This window comes from Streptomyces sp. NPDC052107, assembly GCF_040680215.1.
Classification (GTDB): domain Bacteria; phylum Actinomycetota; class Actinomycetes; order Streptomycetales; family Streptomycetaceae; genus Streptomyces.
Genome location: NZ_JBFAWG010000002.1, coordinates 105,564 through 118,622 on the forward strand (window position 1 = coordinate 105,564; position 13,059 = coordinate 118,622).

Genomic DNA, 13,059 nt, shown 5'->3' on the forward strand with positions numbered 1-13,059 from the left:
TACGGCCTGTCCCCGACCCGGTATCAGGTCGCGTCCAAGGTGACCGTGAACGAGAACCGGTCCCCCCGATATTGGATCACCGCCACATCCAGCACCCGCCCGCCGCTGTCGTACGTGACCCCCGTGTAGTGCAGGATCGGACTCAGCAGCGGCACCTGGAGCAGCCGGGCGGTCTCCGGGTCCGCGAGCCGCGCCGCCACCGTGTCCGTGATACGGCTGATGTCCGCCCCGACCACATCCCGCAGCACCTTCGTCATCGGCCAGCGGACCAGGTCGTCCAGGCCGATGCGCGCGGCGAGTTCGGGGCGGACGTGGTTGACGGCGTGGTTGGTGGGCTCGCCGGTCTTCTCGTCGCTGCGGAGGCGGTGGTACGTCGCCACCTCCGCGAGGTCCGGGAAGTACTCGGTGAGACCGGCCGGCACCGGTGTGCTGCCGTGGTCCAGCAGCTCGGTGGTCATCCCGGACTGCTGGGCCACGATCGCGTCCACCGAGCCCAGCAGCCGGACCGGTGCGCCCCGCCGGACGTCGGGCTCGATGAACGTGCCGCGCCGCCGGTGGCGGCTGATCAGTCCCTCGTCCTCCAGTTCCTTCAGCGCCTGCCGCATGGTCAGCACGCTCACGCCGTAGTGCTCCGCCAGCTGCTCCTCCGTGGGCAGCCGCAGCGGGTCCTCGGGGGAGCGGCCGAGTATCGAGGCGCGCAGCGACTGCGACACCTGGTACCACAGCGGCAGCTTGCGGTTCAGGACGATCGAATCCGGGGCGAAGGAGGTCACTCGGCTATCCGTACCCGTCGATGAACGTCAGGCGCAACAGAGGCGTCAGGCCCGGAAATGGCGCTGGAGCCCTTGCCACACGTCGTCGTAGTGCTGCTGGCGGTGGTCCGCGCAGGCCGCGTGCGGGGTGAGGGTCACCGGCCAGCGGGTCTCGAACATGAACGCCAGGCCGTCGTCGATCTTCTGCGGCCTCAGCTCGGCCGCGCTGGCCTTGTCGAAGGTCTCCCGGTCCGGGCCGTGCGCCGACATCATGTTGTGCAGCGAGCCGCCGCCGGGCACGAAGCCCTCCGCCTTGGCGTCGTACGCGCCCTCGATCAGGCCCATGTACTCGCTCATCACGTTCCGGTGGAAGTACGGCGGCCGGAAGGTGTCCTCGCCCACCAGCCAGCGCGGGGCGAAGACGACGAAGTCGACGCCGGCCAGGCCCGGGGTGTCCGACGGGGAGGTCAGGACCGTGAAGATGGACGGGTCCGGGTGGTCGTAGGAGATCGTGCCGATCACATTGAAACGGCGCAGGTCATAGACGTACGGCACATGGGTGCCGTGCCAGGCGACCACGTCGAGCGGGGAGTGGTCGTAGGTGGCCGTCCAGAGGTTGCCGCAGAACTTGTTCACCACCTCCACCGGGCCGCTCAGGTCCTCGTACGCCGCGACCGGCGCCCGGAAGTCCCGGGCGTGCGCGAGGCCGTTGGCGCCGATCGGGCCGAGCTCGGGCAGCTGGAACGGCGCGCCGTAGTTCTCGCACACATAACCCCGGGCGGAATCGTCCATCAGTTCCACACGGAAGCGCACCCCACGGGGAATCAGCGCCACATGTGCCGGTTCCACGGCGAGCCGGCCGAACTCGGTGTGCAGGAGCAGTCCGCCGCGCTCCGGGACGATCAGCAGCTCGCCGTCGGCGTCGGAGAAGACGCGGTCCATCGAGGTGTTGGCGTGGTACAGGTGCACGGCCATGCCGGTGCGCTGGGTGGCGTCGCCGTTGCCGCCGAGGGTCCACAGGCCGGCGAGGAAGTCGGTGCCGATCGGCGGCTCGGGCAGCGGGTTCCAGCGCAGCCGGTTGGGGTCGGGCACGCTCTCGGTGAAGGGGGCCGTGCGGATCGCGCCGTTGTCGGTGCGGGTGAACGCCGGGTGCGCGGCCGAGGGGCGGATGCGGTAGAGCCAGGAGCGGCGGTTGTGCGCCCGCGGTTCGGTGAACGCCGTACCGCTCAGCTGCTCCGCGTACAGCCCGAGCGGCGCCCGCTGCGGTGAGTTGCGGCCCTCCGGCAGCGCGCCCGGCACCGCCTCCGAGGCGTGTTCGTTGCCGAATCCGGTCAGATACGACAGTCCCGCGGCGGTCTTCCGCGCTCCCCCACGCTCGAACACGCTCGCGCGGGAGGTACCCCCATCGCTCATGATCGCTCCCTTGCGCTCCTGATAGCGCTGTTGATCGCGCTCCTGATTCCTATGCATCACCGTAGGAATAGGTGGAGGCGGGCGCAAGAGGGCCGCCGTACTCCACCGGCGAGCGGGCGCACGCGCAAAGACCCCTGTTCGGCACGACCGTGCCTGACGTGAGAGGGGGCGGTATCGGTGTGAGACTGGGCGCGGAAGGGGTGAACCCGTGTCGGACCCACCGCAGGCACCCGCCGGCTCCGACGCCGCCGTCGACGAGAGTCGGCTGGAAGAGCTGATCATCGAGGCGCAGACGGCCCTGCCCTTCGAACTGGCCGCCCTGGCGGACCGGTGCGCTTCGGCTCTCGGCCTGGACAGTGCGCTGATCTACCTCGTCGACCTGCAACAACGGCAGCTCATCGCACTCGACGAGACCTCGGAGCCGCTGTCGGTGGCCGGCTCGTCGGCCGGCTGGGCGTACCGCACGATCTCCCCGCGGGTGGTCGACGCCGACGACGGCGTGATCGTCTGGATGCCTCTGGTCGACGGCGCGGAGCGGCTGGGTGTGCTGGCGGTGCGGACCGCCTCGCTGGACGGGGTGCGGATGCGCCGCAGCAGGATGCTGGCCCATCTGCTCGCCATGCTGATCACTTCCAAGCGCGCCTACAGCGACTGGCTCGCCGCCCGCACCCGCACCGCGACCATGGGGTTGCCCGCCGAGATGCTGCGGGCTTTCCTGCCACCCCACACCATCGGCAGCAGGAGGTGTGTCTCGACCGCGGTCCTGGAACCGGCCTACGACATCGCCGGCGACGCCTTCGACCACTCGGTGGTCAAGAACGTGCTGCACACCATGATCCTCGACTCCATGGGCCACGATCTGGCCTCCGGGCTGACCACGTCGGTCGCCATGGCGGCGGCACGGAACACCCGCCGCGGCGGTGGCGACCTGGCCGACGTGGTCGGTTCCGTCGACCGGGCGCTCGCCCGGTGGCTGTCCGACCATTTCTGCACCGGGGTGCTGTGCCGGCTCGACGCGGTCACCGGGGTGCTGCGCTGGGTCAACCGCGGTCATCCCGCGCCGCTGCTGATCCGTTCCGAGCGGGTGGTCCACGGCGCGCTGGACAGCCCCCCGCAGCCGCCGACCGGCCTGGCCGGCGAACTCGCTCCGGCAGCCCGGCAGGTCCACGAGACGACACTGGAACCGGGCGACCACGTCCCGCTCTACACCGACGGGGTCGTGGAGGCACGCGACGCGGCCGGAGTGGAGTTCGGCCTCGACCGGTTCACCGACTTCATCATCCGCTCCTCCGCCGCCGGGCAACGCCCCGCCGAGGTGCTGCGGTTGCTCATCCACGCCCTCCTCGACCACCAGCGCCACCAGCTGCGGGACGACGCGAGCATCCTGCTCTTCGAATGGCACCCGCGGTGACTCCGCCCCGACGCTGACTGCGAGTGCGTCCGGACACGGCCGCGCGTAGTCCCCCAGGGGGACCTCGCGGAGCGGACAGAACCAGACTTGAGGCGGATTCGGGAGACCGGAGGCCTGTTCTACTCTCCGGGGCATGCCGAGGACGTCGTGGACCCGCAGGACGCTCGCCGCGCTCGCGGCGGCCGTCCTGCTGCCGCTCGGCACGGCGGCCTGCACGACCGGGCACACCCACGGCGGCACGGTCTCGCCGTCGCCGGTCGGCAAGGTCCTGGACGACACCGACTCCACCGGCCGGCATCTGCGCGAGGTCGACAGGAAGAACGCGCCGGCGGTCGGGGTCGAGGTCACCCCCGACTCCGGCGGCGGCTGGGACGTCCGGCTGACGTTCCACCACTTCCGCTGCTCCGCACCCGGCGCCGGCTCCACGGCGGTCCCCGGGCGCGGGCTCGTGTACCTCTTCGTCGACGGCGACCGGATCACCCGGCTGCGCTCCCCCGCGTACCACCTGCCCGACGGTCTCGTCCGGCACGGCACGCACCACGTCACCGCCCGCCTGTACGCCGACGACGGCACCGCGTGGGCCGTGCACGGCAAGCCGGTGCAGAGCACCGCCGACATAACGGCGTCGGAGGCGGAGTCGGCGCCGGCCCAGCCCTCGACCGGCACGGCGACCCCGGTCGCCGGGAAGTGAGTGCACCGGCCACTCTTCTCCGTACTGGAGGGCGAGGTTCACCCGGCCCCGGCGGAGAGGCATCATGAAGTCCGTGCCCCACGCGACATCGCTCCGCCGCGCGCCGGTCCAGCGGCGCAGTGCCGAACGGCTGACCAGGATCCTCGACGCCTGCGCCGAACTCCTCGACGAGGTCGGCTACGACGCCCTGAGCACCCGCGCGGTCGCCCTGCGCGCCGGTGTGCCCATCGGCTCCGTCTACCGGTTCTTCGGCAACAAGCGGCAGATGGCCGACGCCCTCGCCCAGCGCAACCTGGAGCAGTACACCGAGCGGGTCACCGAGCGGCTGAGGAAGGCGGGCGGTGGGGGTACCTCCCGCGCGGGAGCAGCCGGGCGTCGGGGAGACTGGCGGGCCGCGATGGACGCGGTCCTCGACGAGTACCTGGCCATGAAGCGCACCGCACCCGGCTTCTCCCTGGTCGACTTCGGCAACCAGATACCGGTCGGCGCCCGCCACACCGAGCCCAACACCCGCGTCGCCGACCGCCTCACCGACCTGCTCTCCGGCTACCTCGGCCGCATTCCCGACGCGGACCTGCGCCGGGTCTTCCTGGTCGCCGTGGAGAGCGCGGACACCCTCGTCCAGCTGGCCTTCCGGACCGACCCGGACGGCGACGAGGCGATCATCACCGAGACCCGGGAGCTGCTGCGGGCGTATCTGGGGCGCGTGCTCGACTGACGTTCACGGCTCATCGTTCACGCGAAGAGCCCTCCCCTCCATGCATACCGGTCGGTATGCTCGCCCCGAGCCGTTCCGTGCTCGCCCGGCACCGCCGCCGACCCCCGGGAGGACCCGTGTCCCGCACCGCCCTGCGAATCTGCCCCCTGTGCGAGGCCACCTGCGGGCTGACCCTCACCATCGAGGGCACTCGTGTCACCGGCGCCCGCGGTGACCGCGAGGACGTCTTCAGCAGGGGCTTCATCTGCCCCAAGGGCGCCTCTTTCGGGGCCGTCGACTCCGCCCCCGACCGGCTGCGCACCCCGCTCGTCCGCCGGGACGGCGAACTGCGCGAGGCCACCTGGGAGGAGGCCTTCGACGCGGTCGCCGCCGGTCTGCGCCCCGTCGTGGACGGCCACGGCCCGGACTCCGTCGGCGTGGTCCTCGGCAACCCCAACGTGCACACCGTGGCCGGCGCCCTCTACCCGCCGGTCCTCCTCGCCGGCCTGCGCACCCGCAGCCTGTTCACCGCCTCCACGGTCGACCAGATGCCCAAGCACGTCTCCAGCGGGCTGCTCTTCGGCGACGCGAACGCCATCCCCGTGCCGGACCTGGACCACACCGACCACCTGCTCCTCATCGGCGCCAACCCGCTGGAGTCCAACGGCAGTCTGTGCACGGCCCCCGACTTCCCCGGCAAGCTCAAGGCGCTCAAGGTCCGCGGCGGACACCTCACCGTGGTGGACCCGCGCCGCACCCGCACCGCCAAGCTCGCCGACCGGCACCTGGCGATCCTCCCCGGCACCGACGCCCTGCTGCTCGCGGCGATGGCGCACACCCTCTTCGCGGAGGACCTGGTCGACCTCGCCCACCTCGCCCCGCACGTCCAGGGCCTCGGCGAACTCCGGGAAGCGATGGGTGACTTCACCCCGGAAGCCGTGGCCGAGGCCTGTGACGTCGACGCGCGGACCATCCGCATCCTCGCCCGCGAACTCGCCGCCGCGCCCACCGCCGCCGTCTACGCCCGCATCGGCAGCTGCACCGTCCCGCACGGTACCCTGGCCAGCTGGCTGGTGGACGTCCTCAACATCCTCACCGGCAACCTGGACCGGCCCGGCGGCGCCCTCTTCCCGCAGGCCGCCACCGACAGGACGCCCCGCCCGGCCGGCCCCGGCCGCGGCTTCACGCTCGGCCGCTGGCACTCCCGGGTACGGCAACTCCCCGAGGCCAAGGGCGAGTTGCCGCTCTCCGCGCTCGCCGAGGAGATCGACTCCGCGACGGACGAAGGCGAGCCGATCCGCGCCCTGATCGTCGTGGCCGCCAACCCGGTGCTGTCCGCACCCGACGGCGACCGCCTGGACAAGGCCCTGGACTCGCTGGACTTCATGGTCAGCGTCGACCCGTACCTGAACGAGACCTCCCGCCACGCCGATGTCGTACTGCCCCCGCCCCCGCCCTCGCAGAGCCCGCACCACGACTTCGCCTTCAACACCCTCGCCGTGCGCAACCAGGTCCGCTACACCCGCCCCGCCGTCCCGCTGGAGCCCGGCCGCATGGCCGAGAGCGAGATCCTCGCCCGGCTGATCCTCGCGGCCACCGGCATGCACGGCGCCGACCCGGCCGCCGTCGACGTGATGGTCGTCGACCAGACCCTCGGCAAGGCCGTCCAGGAGAAGCACTCGCCGGTGTACGGCCGTGACCCGCGCGAACTCGCCGCCGGCCTCAACGGCGAGACCGGCCCCGAGCGGCGGCTGGACATGATGCTCCGCCTCGGCCCGTACGGCGATGGCTTCGGCGTACGGCCCGACGGGCTGACCCTGGCCAGGCTGCTCGCCCACCCGCACGGCATCGACCTCGGTCCGCTGCGCCCGCGGCTGCCGCAGCCGCTGAAGACCCGCAGCGGCAAGGTGGAGCTGTTGCCCGCGCCGATCGCCGCCGACCTGCCCCGGCTCCACCAGGCCCTGCGTGAGCGCCCCGAAGGCCTCGTCCTCGTCGGCCGCCGCCACCTTCGTTCCAACAACAGCTGGATGCACAACGTGCCCGCCCTCACCGGCGGCTCCAACCGCTGCACCCTGCACATCCACCCCGAGGACGCGGCCCGGCTCGGCGTCCGGGACGGGGCGGACGTCCGGGTGAAGGGCGCCGGGGGAGAGGTGGTGGCGCCGGCCGAGGTCACCGACGCCGTACGGCCCGGGGTGGTGAGCCTGCCGCACGGCTGGGGCCACGACCGCCCCGGCACCCGCCTCGGCCACGCCGCGACCGCACCCGGAGTCAACGTCAACCAGCTCCTCGACGGCACCCTGCTCGACCCGCTCTCCGGCAACGCGGTCCTCAACGGCGTGCCCGTCCAGCTCGCCGCGAGCCTGTGACCTGGACTTTCGCGCTTATTGCTCACGCGTCAACATCTTGTTAACGCCAGTCGACACGACCTAACGTCATCGCACCGCCGACCCCCAGGTGGGATGTTCAAGGGCGAACGTTAGGTATCCACTCATATGCTGACCATCCTCGGCTTCGCCATGATCGCGACCTTCCTGGTCCTGATCATGCTGAAGAAGATGTCGCCGATCGCGGCGCTCGTGCTCATACCCGCGCTGTTCTGCGTGTTCGTGGGCAAGGGCGCCAAGCTCGGCGACTACGTCATCGACGGCGTCACCGGCCTCGCCCCCACCGCGGCGATGCTCATGTTCGCGATCGTCTACTTCGGTGTGATGATCGACGTCGGCCTCTTCGACCCGATCGTGCGGGGCATCCTCAGGTTCTGCAAGGCCGACCCGCTGCGTATCGTCGTCGGAACGGCGGTCCTCGCCGCGATCGTCTCCCTGGACGGCGACGGCTCCACCACCTTCATGATCACCGTCTCGGCGATGTACCCGCTCTACAAACGCCTGAAGATGTCCCTGGTCGTGATGACCGGCGTGGCCGCGATGGCCAACGGCGTGATGAACACGCTGCCGTGGGGCGGCCCGACCGCCCGTGCCGCGACCGCGCTGAAGGTCGACGCGAGCGACATCTTCGTGCCGATGATCCCGGCCCTGGGCGTCGGCCTGCTGTTCGTGTTCTGCCTCGCCTGCGTCCTCGGCCGCCGAGAGCGCAAGCGGCTCGGCGTGCTCACGCTGGACGAGGTGCTGGTGGAGGAGAAGGAGACCGTCCTCGTCGGTGCCGGCTCCGGCAAGTCCCCGGCGCGCGCCGGCGGTTCGGGGCCCGGCCTCCCGGAGGAGCCGGACGGCGGCGAGGGCTTCCAGGGTCTCGACCCGAACCGTGCCAACCTGCGCCCCAGGCTGTACTGGTTCAACGGGCTGCTCACGGTCGTCCTGCTCACCTCCATGATCATGGAGTGGCTGCCGATCCCGGTGCTGTTCCTGCTCGGCGCGGCGCTCGCCCTGACCGTCAACTTCCCGCACATGCCGGATCAGAGGGCCCGGATCGCCGCCCACGCCGAGAACGTCCTGAACGTCTCCGGCATGGTCTTCGCCGCCGCCGTCTTCACCGGCGTCCTCCAGGGCACCGGCATGGTCGACCACATGGCCAAGTGGCTGGTCGACAACATCCCCGCCGGCATGGGCCCGCACATGGCCTTCGTCACCGGTGTGCTGAGCATCCCGCTCACGTACTTCATGTCCAACGACGGCTTCTACTTCGGCATCCTGCCGGTGCTCGCCGAGGCGGGCCACGCGCACGGCGTCTCCTCCCTGGAGATCGCCCGCGCCTCGATCATCGGCCAGCCCCTGCACATGTCCAGCCCGCTCGTCCCCGCGGTCTACGTCCTGGTCGGCATGGCCAAGGTGGAGTTCGGCGACCACACCCGGTTCGTGGTCAAGTGGGCCGCCCTGACATCGCTGGTGGTCCTCGGGGCGGGAATGCTCTTCGGCATCATCTGATTCTCCAGGAGGGATCTTCCATGGTGCCCGGTGGGAACCGCGGCTGGCTGCTCCGCCTCGTCCTCGCCTTCGGCTTCGCGCAGGGGGCGGTGTCGATGGCCCGGCCCGCCGTCTCCTACCGGGCCCTCGCGCTGGGCGCCGACGAGCGGGCGGTGGGCGTCATCGCGGGCGTCTACGCCCTGCTGCCCCTCTTCGCCGCCGTACCGCTCGGCCGGCGCACCGACCACGGCCGCTGTGCCCCTCTGCTGCCGGTGGGTGTGGTCCTGATCTCCGGCGGCTGCGCGCTGAGCGGGCTGGTGAACTCCCTCTGGGCGATGGCCTTGTGGAGCGGGGTGATGGGCCTCGGCCATCTGTGCTTCGTCATCGGTGCCCAGTCGCTCGTCGCCCGCCAGTCCGCGCCGCACGAACAGGACCGCAACTTCGGGCACTTCACCATCGGCGCCTCCCTCGGCCAGCTCATCGGCCCCATCGCCGCCGGCGCCCTGATCGGCGGGCCGGACATGGCGCACAGCAGCGCGCTCACCCTCGTGGTGGCGGGCGCGGGCGCGGCGGTCGCCTTCACCTCGCTGTGGCGCATCGAGGACCGTACGGCCATCAAGTCCGCTGCGCGGCAGGGCGAGCCCGTGCCGGTGGGCCGCATCCTGCGCGCCCGGGGCGTGCCCGCGGGCATGCTGATCAGCCTCTCCGTGCTGTCCGCGACGGACATCCTCACCGCGTATCTGCCGGTGGTCGGCGAACACCGGGCCATCGCCCCCTCGGTGATCGGCGTCCTGCTCAGCCTGCGCGCGGGCGCCACGATCGCCTGCCGTCTAGTCCTCACCCCGCTGCTCCGGCTGCTCGGCCGTCCCGTACTGCTGACGTCGACCTGCTTCCTGGCGGCGGTCCTGTGCGCGGGAGTCGCGTTTCCGGTGCCGGTGTGGGCGCTCGGTCTGATGCTCACGGTGCTGGGCTTCTGCCTGGGAGTGGGCCAGCCGCTGTCGATGACGACGGTGGTGCAGGCGGCGCCGGAGGAGGCCCGCTCCACGGCGCTCGCGCTGCGCCTGACCGGCAACCGGCTCGGCCAGGTGGCCGCGCCGGCCGCGGCGGGCCTGGTCGCGGGCCTCGCAGGCGTGGCGGCGCCGTTCGTGATGCTGGGGGCGTTGCTGCTGCTGTCCTCGGGGGTGGCGTCGAGATCGCCGGAGAACCCGCAAGGCCGGGGGCGGACCGCGCGTCAGGGGCCGAGGCGCCGGCGATTGCGCCGCACGAGCGATCTCTGACGACGCGCCGGGTGTCGGTTCGTCAGATGTCATGCCCATCAAGCACAGTCCAGACGAACAAGCGATTTGTATGAAAATCGTCTGACGCGGAGGAACGTGCATGCCCACCCTGACCTCACCACGTGCGTTCGGCTCCCGCGCGGGCGCCACTGTCGTCCTCACCGCCCTCGGCGCGGTCGGCGTGTCGTGGGCGGTGGCACCGACTGCGGCGGCCGTCGGGGAGAACGGCGACATCAGGATCCAACCCGTGGGCATGCACCACGAAGAGATGAACGATGCCCCGGTGGTCTGCAAGTTCAAGCTGGACGCCATCAACTTCGATGCTCTGCCCACCATCGCCTACACCATCATGCCGCAGCCCCCGCTGCCCACCGCGGCCACGACGACCGGCACCCTCCAGCTCGGCGGGGGTGCCGGTCACACGGAAACGATGGGGCTGGCCGACGGGCAGTACACGCTCACCTGGGTCGTGTCCGGCGCCACCAAGGAGAAGATCTTCCGCGTCAACTGCCACGGCAGGAGCCACGAGGAGAGACACGACCCGGGTGGTCAGATCTCGGACGACCACCGGGACGACGGAGCTTGGGGACGGGGCGACCACTACGACCCGAGGGGCGGCGTGCACGCGGGTGGCGGCGGCCTGATCGACACGGCCGCGGCGTACTCGCCGGTGGCCGCAGCGGGCGTCGTGGGTCTGACCGCGGTCGGCGGTGCCGTGTACATCCGGCGCAACCGCCGGCGGCCCCATGGCGCCGCGTAGGCGCAGACGCAGGCCCTGGTACCGGACCCGCGCCTACCGCCTCACCAGGACGGCCCTGCTGCTGACCCTCCTGGTGACGGCCGGGAACCGGTGCGGGGGACACGGCGGATCCGGCCGGGCCGACCAGGCGGGCGGCCCGGCCGGGGTGGCGGCCGCCGGACCGGGCTCCTCTCCTGCCGACGGACGCCCCACGCCCCCGCCCCGTCCGCTGCCCCGGTCCCGGCCGACGTCCTTCCGCATCCCCTCGCTGGGGATCAACGCCCCGGTCGTCGGCGTCCGGCTGAACGGGGAAGGGCAGTTGGACACGCCGCCGGTCGACAAACCCCAGGTGGTCGGCTGGTACGAGGGCGGCCCCACACCGGGCGAGTCCGGCACCGCGGTCGCCGTCGGTCACCGCGACACCCGTACCGGTCCCGCCGTCTTCGCCGCGCTCGCCTATGTCAAACCCGGCAAACCCATCGAGGTCAGGCGCGCCGACGGCCGTACCGCCGTCTACACCGTGGACCGGGTGAAGGTCTTCGACAAGGCGGGCTTTCCGGACAAGGAGGTCTACGGTCGGACCCGGCGCCCCGAACTCCGCGTGCTCACCTGCGGCGGCTTCTTCAGCCGGCGGAGGGGCTACACCAGCAACGTGGTGGTCTTCGCCCACCTGACCGCGACCAAGTGACGGGCCGGGCCGCGCGATGTCTTCCCCCGGCCGGGTACATTCCGTTAACTTCCGTGACCCACAGGCCCCGTTCGACCCGCGCGGGGTCTTCGGACCACGGAGCAGCGGCGCTCCGGACAGCCCCCGGGGGCGGCAGGCATGACACGCGCCATCGAACTGCACGACGTGAGCAAGTCCTACACACGCGGCCCGCGCGTGGTCGACGGGCTCTCGCTGGACATCGCGCCCGGCGAGTTCCTGGTGCTGCTCGGCCCGTCCGGCTGCGGCAAGTCCACCGTGCTGCGGATGATCGCCGGTCTGGAGGACATCGACGAGGGCGAGCTGCTGCTCGACGGCGAGTACGCCAACCACTGGCAGCCCTCCGAGCGGGGCATGGCCATGGTCTTCCAGAACTTCGCCCTCTATCCGAACATGACCGGCCGCGACAACATCGGCTTCCCGCTGCGCATCGAGGACCCCGGCGCCGACCCCGCCCCGCGTGTCTCCGCCACCGCCCGCATGCTGGGCATCGAGGACCTGCTCGACCGGTTCCCGAGCCAGCTCTCCGGCGGCGAGCGGCAGCGGGTCGCCATGGGCCGGGCCATCTCGCGCCACCCCTCCGCCTTCCTGATGGACGAGCCGTTGTCCAACCTCGACGCCAAGCTGCGCAACCACCTGCGCGCAGAAATATCCGAGCTCACCCGAGAGTTGGGGGTCACCACGGTGTACGTCACGCATGACCAGGCGGAGGCGATGTCCCTCGGCGACCGGGTCGCCGTACTGCGCGGCGGTGTGCTCCAGCAGGTCGGCACCCCGCGCCAGGTCTACGCCCTGCCCCGCAACGTCTTCACCGCCGCCTTCATCGGCACCCCGCGCATCAACCTGCTGCGCGGCCTGGTCCGCGCCCCGCTGGACGGCGCCATGACCATCAGCCTGGGCAAGCAGGCCCTGCGGCTGCCCGAACCGCTCTGCCTGGACCATCAGTTGCTGCGCGTGCAGCAGGGCCGCGAGGTGATCGTGGGACTGCGCTCGGAGGCGGTCCGCATCGCCAAGCACAGCTCCGCCCGGCCGGGGGAGGTGGCGATCACCGGGCTGGTGGAGCACGTGGAGTTCCAGGGGCACGAGATCCTCGTCCACTTCAGCACCGGCTCCCGGCCCGCCTTCGTGCCCGAGCTGGAGGCCCCGCGCCCCGCCGCCCGGCCGACGCGACGGCGGCGCAGGGAAGGCCCCACCGCGCTGGACCGGCTGCGGGAACGGGCCGGTGCGCGGCGCGCCGGGCCGGTAGTCGTACTTGAACACGGGGCAGACGGCGGGCCCGAGCCCGCACCCCCGGAGGGCCGGCTCCCCGGCGATCTGGTGGTGCGCACCACTCCGGACCTCCGGCTGCACCACGGCATGCAGGTGCCGCTCCTCGTCGACCTCGCCCATCTCTTCGTCTTCGACCAGAAGGGCGACCGCATCTGCCCGTCCCCCGACCGGTTGCCCGACCTGGACGAGTGAGCACCGGCACCCGGGCGAGTGCGGACCGGCACCCGGGGCGAGTGAGCACCGG

General features: G+C 71.7%; 11 protein-coding genes. 9 read left to right on the forward strand and 2 right to left on the reverse strand.

What is annotated here, in order from left to right; translation table 11 throughout:
- Nucleotides 1-23 precede the first annotated feature (23 nt).
- Both AB0M27_RS02370 and hmgA read right to left on the reverse strand, forming a co-directional pair.
- On the reverse strand, nt 24-773 hold the full coding sequence (locus AB0M27_RS02370; protein ID WP_365717055.1) for a GntR family transcriptional regulator: 750 nt from the start codon (nt 771-773) through the stop codon (nt 24-26).
- A 45-nt stretch (nt 774-818) separates the two neighbouring features.
- Nucleotides 819-2,165, reverse strand: a complete 1,347-nt coding sequence (gene hmgA / locus AB0M27_RS02375; protein WP_365717057.1) for a homogentisate 1,2-dioxygenase — start codon at nt 2,163-2,165, stop codon at nt 819-821.
- Nucleotides 2,166-2,373: 208 nt separating this feature from the next.
- Here hmgA and AB0M27_RS02380 point away from each other — a divergent pair, with 208 nt between their 5' ends.
- The 9 genes from AB0M27_RS02380 to AB0M27_RS02420 all read left to right on the forward strand — a co-directional run bounded on the left by AB0M27_RS02380 (nt 2,374) and on the right by AB0M27_RS02420 (nt 13,007).
- A complete protein-coding gene (locus AB0M27_RS02380; protein ID WP_365717059.1) occupies nt 2,374-3,576 on the forward strand; it encodes a PP2C family protein-serine/threonine phosphatase in 1,203 nt (400 codons plus the stop codon).
- 133 nt (nt 3,577-3,709) lie between these two features.
- Nucleotides 3,710-4,267: a hypothetical protein gene (locus AB0M27_RS02385; RefSeq protein WP_365717061.1), complete on the forward strand. Its 558-nt coding sequence runs from the start codon at nt 3,710-3,712 to the stop codon at nt 4,265-4,267.
- Between the two features lie 64 nt (nt 4,268-4,331).
- Nucleotides 4,332-4,985 (forward strand): TetR/AcrR family transcriptional regulator, encoded by a 654-nt coding sequence (locus AB0M27_RS02390; protein WP_365717063.1) that lies wholly within the window; start codon nt 4,332-4,334, stop codon nt 4,983-4,985.
- A gap of 116 nt (nt 4,986-5,101) precedes the next feature.
- Nucleotides 5,102-7,333, forward strand: coding sequence for a molybdopterin oxidoreductase family protein (locus AB0M27_RS02395; protein WP_365717065.1), 2,232 nt, complete (start codon nt 5,102-5,104; stop codon nt 7,331-7,333).
- A gap of 126 nt (nt 7,334-7,459) precedes the next feature.
- Nucleotides 7,460-8,845, forward strand: coding sequence for a citrate:proton symporter (locus AB0M27_RS02400; protein ID WP_365717067.1), 1,386 nt, complete (start codon nt 7,460-7,462; stop codon nt 8,843-8,845).
- 20 nt (nt 8,846-8,865) lie between these two features.
- The gene (locus AB0M27_RS02405; RefSeq protein WP_365717069.1) at nt 8,866-10,101 is read left to right on the forward strand and encodes an MFS transporter; all 1,236 of its coding nucleotides are present in this window, start codon (nt 8,866-8,868) and stop codon (nt 10,099-10,101) included.
- A gap of 100 nt (nt 10,102-10,201) precedes the next feature.
- Entirely contained in the window at nt 10,202-10,861 is a 660-nt protein-coding gene (locus tag AB0M27_RS02410) for a hypothetical protein (protein WP_365717071.1), read from the forward strand.
- Nucleotides 10,848-11,528, forward strand: a complete 681-nt coding sequence (locus tag AB0M27_RS02415; RefSeq protein ID WP_365717073.1) for a class F sortase — start codon at nt 10,848-10,850, stop codon at nt 11,526-11,528. The genes AB0M27_RS02410 and AB0M27_RS02415 overlap by 14 nt, the downstream gene beginning before the upstream one ends.
- Before the next feature lie 138 nt (nt 11,529-11,666).
- A complete protein-coding gene (locus tag AB0M27_RS02420) occupies nt 11,667-13,007 on the forward strand; it encodes an ABC transporter ATP-binding protein (RefSeq protein ID WP_365717075.1) in 1,341 nt (446 codons plus the stop codon).
- Nucleotides 13,008-13,059 lie beyond the last annotated feature (52 nt).